The 18,074-nt window shown below is 45.4% G+C and carries 15 protein-coding genes and 1 pseudogene; 7 read left to right on the forward strand and 9 right to left on the reverse strand.

Annotation, left to right across the window (positions count from 1 at the left end; all coding sequences use genetic code 11):
* Positions 1-575 precede the first annotated feature (575 nt).
* From BCT11_RS27600 to zntR, 4 genes are all read right to left on the reverse strand, one after another.
* Positions 576-2,711, reverse strand: a complete 2,136-nt coding sequence (locus tag BCT11_RS27600; protein ID WP_038881794.1) for a lysine decarboxylase CadA — start codon at positions 2,709-2,711, stop codon at positions 576-578.
* A gap of 116 nt (positions 2,712-2,827) precedes the next feature.
* Complete coding sequence (gene cadB, locus BCT11_RS27605; RefSeq protein ID WP_017821792.1) at positions 2,828-4,171, reverse strand: cadaverine/lysine antiporter; 1,344 nt, start codon at positions 4,169-4,171, stop codon at positions 2,828-2,830.
* Between the two features lie 760 nt (positions 4,172-4,931).
* Positions 4,932-6,503 (reverse strand): lysine decarboxylation/transport transcriptional activator CadC, encoded by a 1,572-nt coding sequence (gene cadC / locus BCT11_RS27615; protein ID WP_039976384.1) that lies wholly within the window; start codon positions 6,501-6,503, stop codon positions 4,932-4,934.
* Positions 6,504-6,666: 163 nt separating this feature from the next.
* On the reverse strand, positions 6,667-7,065 hold the full coding sequence (gene zntR / locus BCT11_RS27620; RefSeq protein ID WP_038873397.1) for a Zn(2+)-responsive transcriptional regulator: 399 nt from the start codon (positions 7,063-7,065) through the stop codon (positions 6,667-6,669).
* A gap of 49 nt (positions 7,066-7,114) precedes the next feature.
* Between zntR and BCT11_RS28200 the strand changes: the two are divergent.
* The 3 genes and pseudogenes from BCT11_RS28200 to purD form a co-directional block, all read left to right on the forward strand.
* A pseudogene (locus BCT11_RS28200) lies at positions 7,115-7,189 on the forward strand (phosphoribosylamine--glycine ligase); the annotation flags it as partial.
* 142 nt (positions 7,190-7,331) lie between these two features.
* Positions 7,332-8,924 (forward strand): bifunctional phosphoribosylaminoimidazolecarboxamide formyltransferase/IMP cyclohydrolase, encoded by a 1,593-nt coding sequence (purH, locus tag BCT11_RS27630; RefSeq protein ID WP_042602743.1) that lies wholly within the window; start codon positions 7,332-7,334, stop codon positions 8,922-8,924.
* 118 nt (positions 8,925-9,042) lie between these two features.
* Complete coding sequence (gene purD / locus BCT11_RS27635; protein ID WP_102390002.1) at positions 9,043-10,332, forward strand: phosphoribosylamine--glycine ligase; 1,290 nt, start codon at positions 9,043-9,045, stop codon at positions 10,330-10,332.
* Between the two features lie 85 nt (positions 10,333-10,417).
* Here the strand turns inward: purD and BCT11_RS27640 are convergent, their stop codons facing one another.
* Entirely contained in the window at positions 10,418-11,116 is a 699-nt protein-coding gene (locus BCT11_RS27640; RefSeq protein WP_038873406.1) for a DUF1481 domain-containing protein, read from the reverse strand.
* Between the two features lie 39 nt (positions 11,117-11,155).
* A complete protein-coding gene (gene hupA, locus BCT11_RS27645; RefSeq protein ID WP_102390004.1) occupies positions 11,156-11,428 on the reverse strand; it encodes a nucleoid-associated protein HU-alpha in 273 nt (90 codons plus the stop codon).
* Between the two features lie 253 nt (positions 11,429-11,681).
* On the opposite strand from hupA, the gene BCT11_RS27650 reads away from it, so the two are divergent.
* Entirely contained in the window at positions 11,682-12,815 is a 1,134-nt protein-coding gene (locus BCT11_RS27650; RefSeq protein WP_038873409.1) for a hemolysin family protein, read from the forward strand.
* Between the two features lie 80 nt (positions 12,816-12,895).
* Here BCT11_RS27650 and BCT11_RS27655 read toward each other — a convergent pair whose 3' ends face one another.
* On the reverse strand, positions 12,896-13,483 hold the full coding sequence (locus tag BCT11_RS27655) for a DUF416 family protein (protein WP_039976388.1): 588 nt from the start codon (positions 13,481-13,483) through the stop codon (positions 12,896-12,898).
* A 66-nt stretch (positions 13,484-13,549) separates the two neighbouring features.
* On the opposite strand from BCT11_RS27655, the gene BCT11_RS27660 reads away from it, so the two are divergent.
* Positions 13,550-14,473, forward strand: coding sequence for a D-2-hydroxyacid dehydrogenase (locus tag BCT11_RS27660; protein WP_102390006.1), 924 nt, complete (start codon positions 13,550-13,552; stop codon positions 14,471-14,473).
* Positions 14,474-14,480: 7 nt separating this feature from the next.
* On the forward strand, positions 14,481-15,053 hold the full coding sequence (locus tag BCT11_RS27665; protein WP_102390008.1) for a uracil-DNA glycosylase family protein: 573 nt from the start codon (positions 14,481-14,483) through the stop codon (positions 15,051-15,053).
* A 221-nt stretch (positions 15,054-15,274) separates the two neighbouring features.
* Here the strand turns inward: BCT11_RS27665 and hemE are convergent, their stop codons facing one another.
* Together hemE and nudC are read right to left on the reverse strand one after the other, a co-directional pair.
* Positions 15,275-16,342, reverse strand: a complete 1,068-nt coding sequence (hemE, locus tag BCT11_RS27670; RefSeq protein ID WP_005433634.1) for a uroporphyrinogen decarboxylase — start codon at positions 16,340-16,342, stop codon at positions 15,275-15,277.
* Between the two features lie 247 nt (positions 16,343-16,589).
* Entirely contained in the window at positions 16,590-17,387 is a 798-nt protein-coding gene (gene nudC / locus BCT11_RS27675; RefSeq protein ID WP_039976396.1) for an NAD(+) diphosphatase, read from the reverse strand.
* A gap of 178 nt (positions 17,388-17,565) precedes the next feature.
* Between nudC and BCT11_RS27680 the strand changes: the two genes are divergently transcribed.
* Positions 17,566-18,057 carry an Rsd/AlgQ family anti-sigma factor gene (locus BCT11_RS27680; RefSeq protein ID WP_038873422.1) on the forward strand — a complete coding sequence of 164 codons (492 nt, stop codon included), beginning with the start codon at positions 17,566-17,568 and terminating at the stop codon, positions 18,055-18,057.
* Positions 18,058-18,074: the final 17 nt, after the last annotated feature.

The raw sequence follows: 18,074 nt of genomic DNA on the forward strand, positions 1-18,074 counted from the left end.
TGAGAGAGTCAAGCATTTTTTTCAAATTCTTTTTTCTCTCTTCCCGACTCGCTGTGTGACTTTCGTCTCACTCCGTGTCGGTGGATGCGCAGTATAGGGGGTTGAGAAATTAGCACAAGCGTTTTTTGCAAAAAAACTTTCAACCGCACAAATAACGAGCATTCTGCATAGATACTCAACGATCTTGTCTAATATTTCGGGTTGCAGAGGATCTTTTCATGATGAAACACCTGACTTCTGCATTAAAAGATCGCCTATTTCTTTGTGATTTCGGTTGCTGATCTTATCTCTCTTGGTTCTTTTTTCTCTTTCTATCGATATAAAGATGAAAAAAAAGAGCAGAACGATGACGAACTGCTCTTTTGGTCTTTGCTTTTTATTTGGGGGTACTTCAGGTGAAGTCTTGGAAAAGTGTTTCTTCTATATATAGAAGAAAAGATCAGAGCATCCTTGCCCTTCTCTTTACGACAGATTAGTTAGGGGTATATCTAAATGTCGTTATTGTTCGATGACGCATTGAGCTCGTAAGAGTGGAGCATGCTTGCATTCCCAATGGCGTCATCTTCGAGAGGAACTTAGTTCTTCAATACTTTTACGGTGTAGCTACCATCTTTTTGTTGGTATAGACCGTGGATGTCGGTTTCGAAACCTGGGTAATGCGCACCGATCTCACAAAGCATCTCTAGGAAGTCCAGCACAGGGCGCGACTCTTGAGTCACCATTTCACCAGGAAGTACTAGTGGCACACCTGGAGGGTAAGGAAGGATCATGTTCGCACTCACGCGGCCAACCATTTCTTCCAGTTTGATTTCTTCGATGTTGCCACGAAGCTCTTCTTGCCATGCTGCGTGTGGTGTTACTTTCATTTCTGGAAGTACATCGAACGCTTTGTACATTAGCTCTGGTAGGTTGTATTTCTTAGTTAGGTCATGAATTGCTTGTGCTAGTTCTTGAACGCGCATGCCTTCATAGAAGCTTGGATCTTCGTTGTATAGCGAAGGTAGGAAGCTCTTGATGGTTAGGTTCAAGTCGTAGCCACGTTTAAATTCAGTTAGACCGCGTAGCAATTGCATTGCTTTTGATTTGTCGATACCGATTGAGAATAGGAACAACAAGTTGTATGGACCTGTTTTCTCTACCACAATGCCGCGCTCATCTAGGAATTTAGCCACCAGCGAAGCAGGAATGCCTGATTCTTCTAGTTCGCCTTCTTTGTTCATCCCCGGAGTCAGTAGCGTTACTTTGATTGGGTCAAGATACATGTGGTTGTCATCCATGTTCTTGAAGCCGTGCCATGTGTCGCTAGGGTCTAGTTTCCAACATTCTGTGGTATCGATGCTTTCTGGTTGCCATACATCGAAGAACCAGCTGTCGCTTTCTGCTTCTAGGCGTTTGATCTCTTTACGGAAGCGGATTGCGCGATCGATAGAGTCTTGCATCAACTTCTTACCAGTGTTGCCGCGCATCATTGCCGCTGCAGTTTCAGTAGAAGCAACAATGCCGTACTGAGGTGAAGTTGAAGTGTGCATCATGAATGCTTCGTTGAAAGATTCTTTATCAAAGTCACCTTTCACGTGAATCATTGAAGCTTGTGAGAACGCTGCCAACAGTTTGTGTGTTGATTGTGTTTCGTAGAACACTTTGCCTGGCATCGCTTCACCACTCATACCACATTTACCTTCGTAAATTGGGTTGAAGTTAGTGTAAGGCACCCAAGCACTGTCGAAGTGGATGTGTTTACAATCTAGCGACTCTTTGATGAATTGTGTGTTGTACAACAAGCCATCGTAAGTTGAGTTAGTCACTACCGCGTAAGTTGGTGCTGTTGCACCTGGTGTTTTCGCCACTTTCTCTGCAATGACATCGCGGCTGAATTCGCTTTGTGGAATACCACCAAGGATGCCGTATGCGTTACGAGTTGGGCGGAAGTAGATTGGTGTCACGTCGCTCATCATCATTAGGTGAGTCAGAGATTTGTGACAGTTACGGTCAATCAGTACTGTGCTGCCCGCAGGTGCTGAGTACATACCAACGATTTTGTTCGATGTAGACGTACCGTTAGTTACGATGTACGAGCTGTCTGCATTGAATGTGCGTGCGATGTATTCTTCTGCATCTTTATGTGGACCTGAGTGGTCTAGTAGAGAACCTAGCTCAGGCATTGAGATTGATACGTCCGCTTTAAATGTGTTTGGACCGTAAAAATCGTAGAAGATGCTACCAGCAGGGCTTTTCTGGAATGCAGTACCGCCCATGTGACCTGGAGTACAGAAGGTGTATTTACCTTCTTCTACGTATTTGAATAGCGCTTTAGTGAATGGAGGCATGATGGCATCTTTGTATGCCTCAGTCGCTTGATTGATTTTGATAGCGATGTCGTCAGCCATACCTAAAGCATACTCGAAGAAGCTCACGTTTAGACGTAGGTCTGTTAGTGAAATGTCTAGAGTAGACTGTTCGTTGGCAAAAGCGTGAACAGGCAGTTTTTCGTTGATTTGGCTGATTCGTTCACATAGCTCTAGTGAGTATTTATCCCAGTCGAACAGCACACCGCAAATGCGTGGGTTCATCTCAATCATTTTGATCAAGTCTTTATCATCTACTGGGTAAACCACTTCGTAGCCCGCTTTCTCAAGAGCAGCGTGAAGTTGACGAACTGGCTCTTCTTTAAAGAACACACCCATGTGGTTCAAGATAGCGAATATATTCATTTGGACATCTCCAAGGCGAATGAGGGCGCTCTTTGCCATTTACAGGCAATGAGTAAGGTGAGCGCCGCGTGAATTTGGGGTTTATGGGCTGGCACCGTAGTGCCAGCGTTTGGGGATTAGTTGCTTGCTTGGGCAGGCATGTCGTCAGCGTGCATTTTCACGTACTGAGCAAGACCTGCTTTTTTGCTGTAGAACATCAAGATAACTAGAGAAACGATGAAGGTTGCTGTTAGCGTACCGCCCTCTGCACCCGCTAGTGCGATGAAGCAGAACAGACAAGCCACACCAGAGAACAGCATTACGAAGCCGTTACGTGTTGTCATACCTTCGAAGCGGATCAAGTTAATGCTTGAGTAGAAGTAAGGCAGCATTGTTAGTAGAACCGCGTCAGTTGTTAGCTGGTTGAATAGGTCTGATGCGTGTGCTGTTTTAGAGCTGAAGAACATCAGTACAACCATCAGTGCAGTCATCTTGATTGACGCAAGGATTAGACCTTTCTTAGGCACACCGTTTTTGTCAGTTTCACCGTAGATTTTAGGGAAGTTACCATCGCTCGCAGCGCGTTTACCCGCTTCACCTACTAGCATCATCCAAGAACCTAGCGAAGTGAAACATGCTAGCGCTGTGAATGCTGATACGAATGGTGCTGTCCAGCTACCGAATAGCTCAGTGGTTGCTAGCGCAAATGGCGCACCTGATGCCGCAACTTCTGACGCAGGGAACATGCCGCTGATCATTTGAGTTGAGAGGATGTAAATCACACCCGCGATACCAGTACCTAACATAGTTGCTAGTGGTACAGTGCGTTTAGGGTTTTCTACCATACCAGTCGATACCGCTGCTGATTCCACACCTACGAATGACCATAGACAGATAAGAACCGCTGTTACTACCGCGTGGCTGTCAGTACCTGCTGATACGTTCCAGTTTTGGCTGTAAAGCGCAGTATCGAAGTGCGTCCAACCAAATGCAGCTGTACCAACAACTGGGATAAGGATAAGAACTAGACCAAGCGTACATAGACGGCTTACCCAGCTACCACCAAGTAGGTTGACGAAAGTGAAGATCCATACCGATGCAATCGTCGCAATACCTGCTGGGATTGGGTTATTGAGCACAGGGAAGAATACTGAAAGGTAAGAAACACCTGTAATGGCAATAGCCAGGTTACCAATCCAGTTCGCGTGGTAATAAAGAACGCCCGTTTGGAAACCAAATACCGGAGACACTTCGCCAGCATAAGCGATAGGACCACCTTCTTGTGGGTTTTTGGTTGCCAGACGAGCGTAAACGAACGCCAGACTCAGTGCACCGACCAAACAGATCAGCCAACTGAAGATTGAAACAGAGCCTACAGAGGCAAGACTAGAAGGTAATAGTGCGATACCACTACCCATCATGTTACCGGCTACGACACCCGTACAGGCAATAAGACCGATTTTTTTCGCATTCGATGACATAACATCTCCAAATCTATTCTACTCGAGTCAACATGACTCAAACTGAATGGTTATTAGCGAGATGCTATGAGGAAGAACCTGCTCGACCTCGCTAACTTTCGAAGTGAAGACTACGCCCAAAAACTGGGAAAAAAATAAACTTGGGGTTATCAATAAAACAATTAGCCCATCGGTATAAAGTTGAGATAAACCTGATAAACTAAAAAACATAAAGCTACCATATACAGTAACTTAAGATAAAAAACTAAAGCACTCATGTCGAAAAGGTAAAAACATCAACCTCAACAAATTTTCCATCAACCTTATCAACCGCTATCAACATCAAGATAACCCTATCCTGATTACCCAAACTGTTGATGCAGACTTTTCCTACCCTTATTGACCAATTGACTTACATCAAACTTCCCCTCCTCTTTTACTCAACGATGCATAAGTACAAGCGTTATTACGCATAAACAACTGCATGTTTGTGATCGGTTTTAAATACGCAAGGCTAAGGCCGAAACCCAAACGTTCGATATGAAGCGGCACTAAGACAGGAAGTAAGAAGTAAGAAGTAAGAATGCCAAGGTGGTGAGAATAGAGAATAGAGAATAGAGAATAGAGAATAGAGAATAGAGAATGAAAAGCCCTCTCCTCTTCTATAGCAAGCACTATTAGTAGAAATAAAGGTAAGAATCATACACAAGAGGCAGATACAAAAAAGCCCCTCACCGAAATGAAGGGCTAAAGATATCTTTACTTGTTAGATAGTGGCTACTTACAGCATACGAACTACAGAAGGGTGAACTGCGCGATACATGGCGTAATCAATCGCCTTCATGTTACTTGGAAAAACCAAGTTCTCACACAGTAAGTAGGTCTCTACGGATGTATCAATATAGAAGGCTTCGCTATAGGACTCACTTGCCCAATCCAAATCACCATCCAATTCAGCATGTTTGCCTCGAATCACGTAAGACAAAACCGAGTCTCTCACCTCTAGCGCTTGATTCAAATGACGTTTCGCTAGTTCAACATCCCCAATAATGGTTTCATGCAAAGCCAAGGCTTCGTAGATACGAGGCTGAATTGGACCGACCATCATCTTCGCGTTCGCTTCTAGCTTATCACTTAACTGTTGTACTCTTCCCTTTCTTAATTCCAAAGCAGGATCTAGCGCTTTTTGCACATGGTAAGCTATTAGCAATTCCGATTGCACATAAGCATTGTCCGGTTCAATCTCTAGAATCTTCTCCATAAGGTCAATGCCGTGCTGGAATTGGTCGGAGTCTGATACATTTAAATAATGGTTGGCTTGAACGAATAACTCAAGCGCGTCTGGGTTCATTGGCATTCCTGCCACCAGCACTTTTGATTTGAGTTTTGCATCAGGTACTTTAAGCACTCGCATCAAATCCAAAGAGGCTTGCTGCAAAACGGTTTTTAAATGGCTGCTAGTTAAAGCATATTGACGGCTGAACAACACCTTTTCTGAAGAGTTATTGCGGTATTCCACTTCTAAGAAGCTGCCACCACCATTCTCTCGAACTCGCACCACCACCGATTTGCCCGGAACAATACCATTAGTGAATGACGCCTTCTTGAGCATCACTCGGTAATCACTCACCTGAGCGATATCTGCCATGAGTTTCTGAGCAAAGCCGTCGGCCAAGTCGTAACTCAACCCGCCTTTATTGAAATCATCTTGGAACTTAAACTCGATAAGGTGGGTATCAATGGCTTGTGTAATACGCACTTCCGATTGCTTATAAGTAAACACCCCCATCACGACCACCAAGATACTGATCCAGATGAAGTTCATAAAGCCTAAACGCCAAGGGCTAATTTTGTTGGGTTTACGCGGTGCTTTTTTCTCTTTCGACATCTCGCATACAGCGCGAGTTAAAGGACCTGCTGGAAATGTCATAGCCGGAGCGGGAAGTTCAGATGCTTCTTCTTCCATATCGTCAATGACAGGAGGAAGTTCATCAGTGCCACAATGACGAGCAGCAAGAAACTCATCATGCGATAGCGGTGCCACATTCGCCACCAGCTTGTAACCGCGCTTAGGCACAGTGATCACGTAGCTGATGTTTTCTTCTCGACCATCACGCAGTAGCTTACGCAATTCAAAAATCGATTGAGTGACGACTTGATCCGTCACAATCGCACCAGCCCAAACATATTGGATCAGCTCTTCGCGATTGAAAACTTCACTCGCGTGTTCAGCAAGGAAATGCAGCAGATTAATTAAGCGTGGTTCAACGGTAACTTCCCTGTCTTGTCGATACAGCTTATTTTCATCAACGCTCAAAACCCAATCATTGATTTGAAAATAGACTCCAACCATGTATGAAAACTCTCGTATCTGATAGACAGCGTCGCTTTAGGAATAGGGGGACTACAATTCTTACGGTCGACTAAAGGCGAGATTATAGGTGGGAAAGCGGCTTGAACCTAGAAAAGCAAGCCGCCAAAAATGCAAACTTAAGTTAAATGACGCAAAAATGAGACTATTCAAGGGCTGCCAAGATCGAGCAATGGCTGGCATCATCATTGTTATGCCCGCAGCAAGCGTCATTTATCTTCTTCAAAGCCGTACGGATTTTGCTGAGTTCAGCAATCTTCTCATCAATTAAAGTTAACTTTGCAGAAGTAATGGCTTTCACCTCAGCACAACTGTGTTCTGTCGCTTCTAATTTGATCCCTAGCAGCTCTTTGATTTCTTCCAAACTTAAACCAAGCTCTTTCGCTTTAAGAATGAAACGTACCTGCTTTTGGTTCTCTTCATTATATAAGCGATAGCCTGATTCACTTCGTCCTGCGGGTTTAATCAACGCATTTTTTTCGTAGAAACGCAATGTATCGGCAGTCACACCACAGCGTTTCGCCAGTTCACCTATCTGAAACATAACTTCCCTTATTAACTATCTCGTTACTTTTTAAGCGAAAGCACGAGGTTTTTACAATTATTTTTGAGATGCCAAACGATTGCGCGAGCTTTTTTGTAATAAATTGGTTAGAATACGCGCCATCAAATAGTGGAGACTGTTTTCTTGATAAGAAAACACCCTGCAAAGGTTTTTACCAAAACTGGCCAATATTTTACCCTAAGAGGTGGAAACAAGTTCATTTTTGGCAAACATCTTTAACTCCGTGAATTTGAGGAAATGGAAGCATGAACAACGCTCGCCCTATTCGCCGTGCGCTTATCAGCGTATCAGACAAAACAGGTATTGTTGAGTTTGCACAAGCTCTTGCTGAGCGCGGTGTCGATATCCTATCTACTGGTGGCACTGCTCGCCTGCTTGCTGAAAAAGGCATCTCTGTTACAGAAGTATCTGACTACACTGGTTTCCCAGAAATGATGGACGGCCGTGTTAAGACTCTGCATCCAAAAGTTCATGGTGGTGTTCTAGGCCGTCGCGGCCAAGACGATGACGTGATGGAAACTCACGGTATCAACCCTATCGATATGGTTGTTGTAAACCTATACCCATTCGCAGAAACCGTTGCTAAAGAAGGCTGTACGCTTGCTGACGCTGTTGAGAACATCGACATCGGTGGTCCAACAATGGTTCGCTCTGCAGCGAAAAACCACAAAGACGTAACTATCGTTGTTAACGCTCACGACTACGACCGTGTTATCGCTGAAATGGACGCGAACGAAAAATCTCTAACACTAGAGACTCGCTTCGACCTAGCTATCGCAGCATTCGAGCACACAGCTTCTTACGACGGCATGATCGCTAACTACTTCGGCACTATGGTTCCATCTTACGGTGAGAACAAGGAAGGTGATGAAGAGAGCAAATTCCCTCGTACGTTCAACCAACAGTTCGAGAAAAAACAAGACATGCGCTACGGTGAGAACAGCCACCAAGCAGCAGCATTCTACGTTGAAGCAAACCCTGAAGAAGCATCAGTTTCTACTGCTCGCCAAATCCAAGGTAAAGCCCTTTCTTACAACAACATCGCTGACACAGATGCAGCACTTGAGTGTGTGAAAGAGTTCGACGAGCCAGCATGTGTGATCGTTAAGCACGCTAACCCATGTGGTGTAGCACTAGGTGAAGATATCCTAGAAGCTTACGACCGTGCATTCAAAACAGACCCAACGTCTGCATTTGGCGGCATCATCGCATTCAACCGTGAACTAGACGCTGCAACAGCAACGGCTATCACTGAGCGCCAATTCGTTGAAGTTATCATTGCTCCTTCTGTTTCTGCTGAAGCAGTAGAAATCGTAGCTGCTAAGAAAAACCTTCGCCTACTTGAGTGTGGTGAGTGGACAACTAAGACAACTGGCTTTGACGTGAAACGCGTTAACGGCGGCCTACTGGTCCAAGACCGCGACCAAGGTATGGTGTCTGAAGATGACCTTAAAGTAGTTTCTAAGCGTCAACCAACCGCTGAAGAGCTAAAAGATGCGCTGTTCTGCTGGAAAGTAGCGAAGTACGTGAAATCTAACGCGATCGTTTACTCGAAAGGCGACATGACTATCGGTGTAGGTGCAGGCCAAATGAGCCGCGTTTACTCGGCGAAAATCGCAGGCATCAAAGCTGCAGACGAAGGTCTACAGGTTGAAGGTTGTGTAATGGCATCAGATGCATTCTTCCCATTCCGTGACGGTATCGACGCGGCTGCAGAAGCGGGCATCCAGTGTGTTATCCAACCGGGTGGTTCTATGCGTGATGACGAAGTTATCGCAGCGGCAGACGAACACGGCATGGCGATGATCTTTACGGGCATGCGTCACTTCCGCCACTAATTAGTTTTTGGTCTTCCCCTTTACCAAAGGGGAGTTAGAGGGGGTATGTTGTACGCACACGACTTACCCCTCCCAACCTCCCCTTAATAAAGGGAGGAGCGAAATCAAAGGAAATATTATGAATATTCTTATCATTGGTTCAGGTGGTCGTGAACACGCACTAAGTTGGAAAGCGGCACAAAACCCAAATGTTGAGACTATCTTCGTGGCTCCAGGTAACGCAGGTACAGCACTAGAGCCTAAACTAGAGAACGTAAACATCGCAGTAGAAGACATCGCAGGGTTGGTTGCTTTTGCAAAAGAAAAAGCGATTGAGCTAACCATTGTTGGTCCTGAAGCGCCACTGGTTATCGGTGTGGTTGATGCTTTCCGTGAAGCAGGCCTGCCAATCTTCGGCCCGACACAAGCAGCAGCGCAGCTTGAAGGATCTAAAGCGTTTACTAAAGATTTCCTTGCTCGTCACCAAATCCCAACGGGTGCATACGCGAACTTCACTGAAATCGAGCCAGCACTTGCTTACGTTCGTGAACAAGGTGCGCCGATTGTTGTGAAAGCTGACGGTCTTGCTGCTGGTAAAGGCGTGATTGTAGCGATGACACTGGAAGAAGCTGAAGACGCAATCAAAGACATGCTAGCAGGCAACGCATTTGGTGATGCAGGCAGCCGCGTGGTTATCGAAGAATTCCTAGATGGTGAAGAAGCAAGCTTCATCGTTATGGTCGATGGTGAGAACGTCTTACCAATGGCCACCAGCCAAGACCATAAACGCGTAGGCGACAAAGATACTGGTCCTAACACCGGTGGCATGGGTGCATACTCTCCAGCTCCAGTGGTGACACAGGAAATCCACAACCGCATTATGGAAGAAGTGATTTACCCAACGGTACGTGGTATGGCTTCTGAAGGTAACCCTTACACTGGTTTCTTATACGCGGGTCTGATGATCGATGCAGATGGCACTCCAAAAGTGATCGAGTACAACTGCCGCTTCGGTGATCCTGAGACGCAACCTATCATGATGCGTATGGAATCGGATCTTGTTGAACTGTGCCTTGCAGCAATCGACGAAAAATTGGACCAAGTAGAATCAAATTGGGATCCTCGCGCCTCTATCGGTATCGTGCTAGCGGCCGGCGGCTACCCAGCGGCTTACAACAAAGGCGATATCATTTCTGGTCTACCTCAAGTTGAAATTGAAGGCGAGAAAGTCTTCCATGCCGGTACAGATAACAAAGATGGCGACATCGTTACAAACGGTGGCCGTGTTCTTTGTGCGACCGCGCTTGGCAATAGCGTATCAGAAGCACAGCAACGCGCTTATGAGCTTGCGAAACCAATCAGTTGGGATGGTGTATTCCATCGCAACGATATCGGCTACCGTGCAATTGCACGTGAGCAAGAAAAATAAAAACAACTTCAGTTGGCTAAAAAGACAAAAGGCGCATTCAGCGCCTTTTTTATTATGTTTTTATCGAGAGATTTCGAAGCTACGTTTATTCCGAGATCAACTTTGGTCGTGATACGCAATCAAAATCATCATCATTGAGCATCAGCAATTCGTCGACGGTTGCCGTACTGCGAGACTCCTTGCCGATGAATGCAATGTAACTGTCCACTGAAGCTAACCTATCTATCACAAACTTAGGCAGGGTCTGGTTAAATTCCAATGTAGCAAACTCTCGCCCTTTGCAGGTTTCGAATGTTTCCCCATCCCAATAACCCTGGATTAGGCTCTTACCATCTCGGGATTGTTTCTTGATCGAAGCCACCACGTCATTTGCTTCTTTCTTATATCGTTCGAGTTGATCTCGCTGTAAAGGTAGCACTTTCCCGTTCACACGGTATTGCTGATAAATCGCATCACCATCTTTATTGAATCGAATGTGGATTTGAAAAGGCACCAATCCTTGTTTGGCATCGAGTTGCTCACCTTTTCGAATCAACTCTCTGAGCTCATCGTCATCCCAACGATAATCACTCTGATACGAGCCGTAATCACCCATGGTGACATAGTCTGCTGCCTTGCTGACACGCGTAAGGCGCTCAGTCATCCAGTATAAACTGGTGGCATCCCCCATGATTTTCCCGCCAGAGAAATGAGTAAATTGTTCGAGGTTTGGGGTTTCTACAGAAGCACAGCCAAAAAGAGTCAGGCTAGATAGGAGGAGTGAAGTGAGTAGATGTTTTTTCATGAAATTGCACCGAGGCAGAATACCTCGGTGCATTTTAACTTAGTTTACTGATTCTTTCAGCGCTTTACCTGCTACAAATGCAGGTACGTTAGCCGCTGCGATTTGAATCTCGTCACCAGTCTTAGGGTTACGACCAGTACGTGCAGCGCGGTGGTTCACTTTGAATGTACCAAAACCAATTAGTTGAACTTGGTCACCCTCTTTAAGAGCGTCTGTTACACCCTCAAGAGTTGCTTCAAGAGCAGCTTTAGCTTGTGCTTTAGATAGATCTGCTTTCTCTGCGATAAAGTCGATTAATTGGGTCTTGTTCATTAGGTTTCCCTTCTCATATGTTATCGAATTCAACTCACTCTAAAACATAAATGCCCCATCTGGCAAAGGTTTGTAAGCGATCTTTCGATTTTCTGACGTAGTTTTAGCCATAATATGAGTAATAACTCACAATTTGTTACTACTTGCACGATGAAAGCTCTTGCTTTCTAATGCAATAAGACCGATTTATAAGGCACTTTTGCGGTTATAATCTCTGCAAAGACCAACTATCACATTACATTCAAGGGCAACTATGCTGCTGTTATCCATTTATATCTCTATTGCTATCGGCGTTTCGTTTATCTGTTCGGTGCTGGAGGCGGTACTACTGAGTATCAGTCCGAGCTACATTGCACAGCTCAGACAACAGGGGCACCCTGCTTCAGCTCAGCTAGAAAAACTGAAGTCGGACATCGACCGTCCATTGGCTTCAATCCTGACGTTAAACACTATTGCTCATACTATTGGTGCAGCAACGGCAGGTGCACAGGCGGCAGTTGTGTTTGGTAGCGAAGCACTTGGTATCTTCTCTGCGGTTCTGACTTTAGCGATTCTTGTACTTTCAGAGATCGTACCTAAAACGATTGGTGCAACCTACTGGCGTCAATTAGCGCCTGCAGCAGCCGTATCGCTGCGTTGGATGGTTTGGGCACTGACACCATTCGTGTGGTTCTCAGAGCAGATTACAAAGCGTTTAGCACGCAACCACGAAGCACCAAAGATGCGTGATGAATTATCCGCAATGGCGATTCTTGCAAGAGAAAGTGGCGAGTTCGCAGAAGGCGAATCAAAAATTCTGAGTAACCTACTTGGTATTCAAGATGTACCCGTGACTCAAGTCATGACACCTCGCCCAGTCGTGTTCCGTGTGGATGCTACGATGTCGATTAATGAGTTTCTTGATAAACACAAAGAAACACCGTTCTCTCGCCCTCTGGTTTACAGTGAACAAACGGACAATATTGTTGGCTTCGTACACCGCTTAGAACTGTTCAAGCTGCAACAATCTGGCAGTGGTGAAAAGCAACTTGGTGCCGTTATGCGCCCTATTCAAGTCGTGCTAAACAATACCACTTTACCTAAAGTGTTCGACCAGATGATGAGCCACCGTCTACAACTGGCTTTAGTTGTCGATGAGTACGGCACAATTCAAGGTCTAGTGACACTTGAAGATATCTTTGAGCACCTATTGGGTGAAGAGATCATCGACGAAGCGGATAAGAGCACAGACATGCAAGAGCTAGCTTATCAACGCTGGGAAAACTGGAAAGAGAAGCACGGCGTGATTGAAAGCCGTGACGACGATGAAGAAGAGGAACAACTGGAGAAACAGGACAAAGAGCCAGAAGCTCAAGAGCCAACCAAACCAGACTCTAAAGAATCGTAATCAGCATTGGGCATAACAGCTCGAACGCACAAATTAAAAAGGCATCCACCATGGATGCCTTTGTTTTATCTATTCAACAATTAAAGTGCAATGCCGATGTTGCTCACGGCTTCTTCGCGCAGCTCTTCACGCAAATCTTTAATCAAGCTGATGTCACGCTCTACCGCTTCACGCAGTGGACGGAAGATAGCCCACTGAACATCCCACTCTTCACACACGGCTTCATTTTCTTTTTGGTTGTCGTTTGTGATTGGCTCTGAACCTTGTGCTTGTTCTAGGTCAGCAACAGTTTGTACCGACTGTTGGCTCACTTTAAGCATTGAATCGAAAAGGTAGTCGCGATCCAACAGACCATGCAGCAGTGTCGACAAGCTCTGACAAGCATCCATCGCTGGATAAACACCGTAAAAATCGAATTCATCTGCACTTGGGAACAACTCTTCTAACTTCTCTAATTGACGTTCGAAGTTAATTTTCGCGTTCTTAACCGTCAGAATTTCCCATACACTATCAAGAATCGCTCGGTAAGCACGTGGCTCAGCAAATTCTGTATTCTCACAAAACATCGCATAGTTTGGATACATGCGTTCACACAGACACGCCATGAAGGTAATTTGTTGCCAAGGTTCTAGTTTTTCCAAACGAACCTGAAGAGGATTCTTAAGCATAGTCACTCAATCATTGAAGAAAAAATCAGCGAAAGTGTACTTGATTCATCACAGGGAAAAAAGTTAATGCAGCATCCAAATCAGATTTTCCTGCTCTCGGAGCATCGCGACACCTACGAAACGTTACTGGCGGAGAAAAATCTGCCCGATCTGGCCATCACAAACAAGCCTCAAGATGCTCAGATCGTACTGGCGGATCCACCATTACTATCACAAAGGTTAGACGAGTTTTCGCAGCTTGAGTGGGTGCAATCAACATTTGCTGGGGTAAATGCTCTGATGGTGCCGAATCTGCGCCGGGATTATGCTCTGACTAATGTTCGCGGTATTTTTGGTCCATTGATTGCCGAGTACGTGATTGGCTACAGCATTGCTCACTTCCGTCACTTCATGCAATACCACCAGCAGCAACAGAGCAAGCAATGGCAGCCGCATCTGTATACCTCGCTACAAAGCAAAACCATGGTGATTCTCGGCACCGGCAGCATCGGCAGTCATTTGGGTAAAACGGCACAATTGATGGGCATAAAAGCCATAGGAATCAATCGTACTGGTATCCCCACTTCTGGCGGTGAATTCAATCAAACTTTTCATATCAATGAACTCGCCAACGCCTTTCACCAAGCGGATATCGTGGTAAATACGCTGCCGAGCACGCCAGAGACGCAACGTTTACTCAATAGTGAAGTGTTAAGCCATCTTAATCAGGCATTGCTATTTAATGTTGGAAGAGGCGATGTGATTGATGATGCGGGTCTGTTGCTCGCACTAAAAAATCGTTGGGTGGAACATGCTTTTCTCGATGTGTTTGAACAAGAGCCACTTTCACCGCAACATCCGTTTTGGAAACTTCCGCAAGTAACCATCACTCCTCACATCGCAGCATTGAGTTTTCCTGAGCAAGTGGTCGACATTTTTGCAGACAACTACTTGAGTTGGAGAGACGGTTTCTCTCTAAATAATCAGGTTGATTTCGACAAAGGGTATTAACCGTTTTATGTCTCTAGAAACATTGCTAAAGCAAGTGCGAGCCTGCCAGATCTGCGCAGACGATTTACCTTTGGGTGCAAACCCTGTCGTGCAAGCCGCAAAAGACGCACGCATCCTAATCATCGGACAAGCGCCGGGGACACGTGTGCACAAAACCTCGATACCTTGGAACGATCCAAGCGGCGATCGGTTACGCCAATGGCTCGATATCGACAAAGACACTTTCTACGACCCAAACAAAATAGCCATTGTCCCGATGGGCTTCTGCTATCCAGGCAAGGGTAGCTCTGGCGATTTGCCTCCTCGCAAAGAGTGTGCGCCCGCTTGGCATAATCAGATTCTTGAGCAGTTGCCCAATATAGAGCTGACTCTGCTGATTGGTCAGTACTCACAGCAGTACTATCTCACCAACAAACCAAAGACGCTCACGCAAACTGTTCAGCAATGGCAGGATTGGGAACCGGACTTTATCCCGCTTCCTCACCCTTCTCCACGCAACACATTGTGGTTAAAGAAGAATCCTTGGTTTGAATCTGACGTCGTGCCATATCTTAAAAAACGTGTTCATTCGATGCTTTAGGTTACCCGTGATCTAATTGCTTGTTTATCTGTACAAAAAAATTAGCGCACAAGAGCCACAACCGTAAGTAGTTGTTTATAATAAATTTTAATGTATAACGTACAGTCTAAATAGCAATTAGATCATGGCAGACCAAATACTACCAGAGCTGTACAGCCTTGAGTTTCAGATAAAAAAATACCGACACTGATTGCCGGTATTTGATTTCAAAAAAGTCGAATTTACTTGTGGTACGGCTTAGATAGCTCGTGTACCGCTTCCACAAATACGCCCGCGTTTTCTGGCGGCACATCCAAATGGATACCGTGGCCTAAGTTGAACACGTGACCAGTACCTGCATCGCCAAAGCCTTCTAGAATACCCGCTACTTCTTCACGGATACGCTCTGGTGAAGCGTAAAGCATTGATGGGTCCATGTTACCTTGTAGAGCCACTTTATCGCCGATACGCGCTTTCGCGTCTGCAATGTTGATTGTCCAGTCTAGACCTACCGCATCACAGCCCGTTGCTGCGATTTGCTCAAGCCACATACCACCGTTCTTAGTGAACAATGTTACTGGTACGCGACGACCGTCGTTTTCACGAATCAGGCCATCTACAATCTTGTGCATGTATTGCAATGAGAACAGGTTGTAGTCACGAGGAGTCAGTACACCGCCCCATGTATCAAATACCATCACCGACTGTGCACCCGCTTTAATTTGCGCGTTTAGGTACTCGATAACGCTGTCTGCTAGCTTATCTAGAAGTAGGTGCAGCGTTTGTGGTTCTGCGTACATCATCTTCTTGATCTTGGTGAACGCTTTTGAGCTGCCACCTTCAACCATATAAGTCGCCAGTGTCCATGGGCTACCAGAGAAACCAATCAGTGGAACGTCACCGTTCAAGTCTTTGCGGATTTGACGCACTGCGTTCATTACGTATTGCAGCTCGCCTTCTGGATCTGGCAGGCCAATCTTTTCTACGTCGGCTTTGCAAGTGATTGGCTTATCGAAAACCGGACCTTCACCAGCAGCAAAACGAAGCTCTAAGCCCATTGCATCTGGGATAGTTAGGATGTCAGAGAACAAGATCGCTGCATCAAGAGGAAAACGGCGTAGTGGTTGAAGCGTTACTTCTGACGCCAACTCCGCGTTTTTACACAAAGACATGAAATCGCCCGCTTGCGCACGAGTTGCTTTGTACTCTGGTAGGTAACGACCTGCCTGACGCATCATCCATACTGGCGTGTAATCTACTGGCTCTTTTAGAAGGGCACGCAGATAACGATCATTTTTTAATTCAGTCATTCCGTAATTCCAATTGTTAGGCTTTCTTTGAAAGGGGGTATTCTATCACTGATTTAAGGCTAATAGCTGTGTGCTTTGCAACCTGGATCAAGTTATTAACTTTTAAATCAGTGCTTAATTTGCACCCAGTCGGTATCAGTGTTAAAAATTTGTTCGCTAGCGAAAACTACAATTATAAACTGAGTACCCGGTACTCAGCATCTCATAACGACATCTTACTTACCCCCTCCCTCTCGGAGGGTTTTTTTTATCTATTTTTCAGCCAATTAGATTCGACATCTTGTCGCGTTTGCTCGATAAGCGCTCGAGCAATCGTCCCTTCTGGTGCAACCGGCGGCATCTCGTCAACACCAAACCACTGTGCATCTGACAGTTCGGTGTAATCCGGATTCAATTCGCCAGACTCGTAATCAGCAAGAAATGCCATCATCATGCTGGATGGAAAAGCCCATGGTTGGCTGCCAAAATAGCGAATATTTTTAACGTGCACGCCGGTTTCTTCATGCACCTCTCGAGCCACACATTCTTCTAGGGTTTCTCCCACTTCTAAAAAGCCCGCAATGACGGTGTACATGCCATTTCGATGACGAGGGTGCTGTGCCAACAAAATCTGGTTATCTTTGCGTACAGCGACAATGATGCACGGGAAGATACGCGGATAGTGTAAGGTACGGCACTCACCACACTGCATTGCCAATTGATTGTTGTTGAGGAAGTTACGCCCGCCACATTGAGGGCAAAAGCGCAGGCTTTGTGTCATGTGGCCATATTGAATCGCTTTACTAATCAGCAAGAAAAGCGCCTCTGGGAAATGGAGACAATCTCGCAAAGACACAAGATCTAAATCATGGTCTAAATCACACAGGTTTATCCATATGACTGGGGCACCTTGGTATTCACCAATTTGCCTTGCACTCGCCTCTGGCAGTGAGAACTGCTCTGCATTACCAAATGGAATAGCACCATCCACCAGCCAGATATCACTTCCTGAGACAACGCACCAATAGGCGTTTTTCGTACGGTTAACTTCACCTTTTCTTAACATTACAGCGTCCCTTTGCTTGAAGTTCATCCATTTTACTGGCAATCTAATTTCATACCAGAGTTTGTTGTTCGTTAGATTTGCAACTATAAATTCTAGTAAGGACAAGAGTTTGTAATCACTTTACTAACTTTGCTTTGCAAAGGATACGTTCGCCAATGGGCGATCAGATCATGAGGGCATGGTCATGCTAAAAAAATTCAAACAAACACAGGACCAATGGGGTGGCTCAAGTGAGGTCATTGATCATTGGCTGGAAACAAGACAGTCTTTGATTGTCGAATATTGTAAGCTTGCAGCACTGCAACCTTGTTCGAAAACGAACGTTATTGAACTTCCTTCTCCAGACGAATTACAGCACTTCTGCCAACATCTTGTTGACTATATCTCCGAAGGCCATTTCAAGATATACGACATGGTCATGGATAAATGGAAAGCGACTGGCTTTGTCGCTACTGATGAAATTAATCAGGCTTACGCGAAAATAGTTCTAACTACCGAACCGCTTCTTAACTTTACCGATAAATACTCTGATGTTTCAGCCGAAGATGAACTGGCCGATTTCGATTCAGATATGTCTCTGATTGGAGAAATTATCGAAACGCGCTTTGCGGTAGAGGATCACTTGATTCAGTTGATTGCCGACAGTTTAGCTATGCCGCCTGGCGCATAGCGAGAAGCGAGAAGCGA

This window comes from Vibrio sp. 10N.222.52.B12 (genome assembly GCF_002875385.1).
Lineage (GTDB): Bacteria > Pseudomonadota > Gammaproteobacteria > Enterobacterales > Vibrionaceae > Vibrio > Vibrio jasicida.